The organism is Vibrio sp. 10N.261.52.A1, from assembly GCF_002876325.1.
In the GTDB taxonomy this organism is placed as follows: domain Bacteria; phylum Pseudomonadota; class Gammaproteobacteria; order Enterobacterales; family Vibrionaceae; genus Vibrio; species Vibrio chagasii.
The window spans coordinates 1-982 of record NZ_MCYD01001371.1; the positions used below are offsets into that span (position 1 = coordinate 1).

The window sequence follows — 982 nt, forward strand, 5'->3', positions numbered from 1 at the left end:
GTTTATAAGTTTTTAATGAATTACAAAACAATTGGTATAATTATCGCTTTATTATTTATGTTACTGAATATTAAAGCTGAAGTGTTGAGTCCTAGCCCATATTTTGGTTTGTTTTGTTTAATGTATTGGTATCATAAATCCCTAAAAGATGTAGAGAGTTAGTATGAGTGTTGCAGTTTTAATGTGTATATATGGCGGTGATTCAATAACGCAGTTTAAAGAAGCACTAGAGTCAATAACAATAAAACAGAATGCTGTTGATGAGAGTATACATGTCTATTTGCATATAGATGGGGAAATCTCTAAAGAGCTAGATGAGTACATTAATAGATGTGGTCTTATATATAAGAAGGTTGTTAGTGAGAATAATGTTGGATTAGCTTCCGGACTGAATCGTTTGATAGCATGTTTAGAGGATGAACGATATGTTTTTAGAATGGATTCCGATGATATTTCATTACCTGAGAGGTTATTAAAGCAGATTTCATTTATGGATTCTAACCCTACTATAGATATTAGTGGTGGAAGTATTTGTGAGTTTATTATGTCGAAAGATAATATTGTAACTACACGACGTTATCCAACAGATCATTTATCCATTGCTAATGTTATCCATAAGTTTTCCCCTATTGCGCATGTAACAGTGTGCTTTAGAAAATCAGCTTTGATAAATTTAATGGAGTATCCGATTAATTATCCATTAAATGAAGATATTGCAATGTGGTTTAAAGGCTTACGGTCTAAATGTATATTCGGAAATATTAAAGATACCCTAGTCCTAGTTAGAATGGATGGAGCATATTCTAGGAGAACAATCAAGAAAGCTAACTCTGAGTTTAAGGTTTATTTTAATATTTGTCGTTGGAAGCAAACACTGCCTACACATGCTGTATTAAGGTACTTTTTTAGATTGCTCCCTAGTTGCTTTGTTAAGGTTATCTATAACTCTAAAATTAGACAATTGTTACTTAAGTCTTAAGTG

1 protein-coding gene is annotated in these 982 nt (G+C 31.7%); it reads left to right on the plus strand.

The annotated features are described in order from the left end of the window. Positions 1-163 precede the first annotated feature (163 nt). Positions 164-979, plus strand: coding sequence for a glycosyltransferase (locus BCT81_RS27970; RefSeq protein ID WP_102426553.1), 816 nt, complete (start codon positions 164-166; stop codon positions 977-979). Positions 980-982 lie beyond the last annotated feature (3 nt).

Excerpts from the sequence above, each read along its gene's own strand:
- BCT81_RS27970 (WP_102426553.1), top strand. The coding sequence starts at position 164 with ATGAGTGTTGCAGTTTTAATGTGTATATATGGCGGTGATTCAATAACG.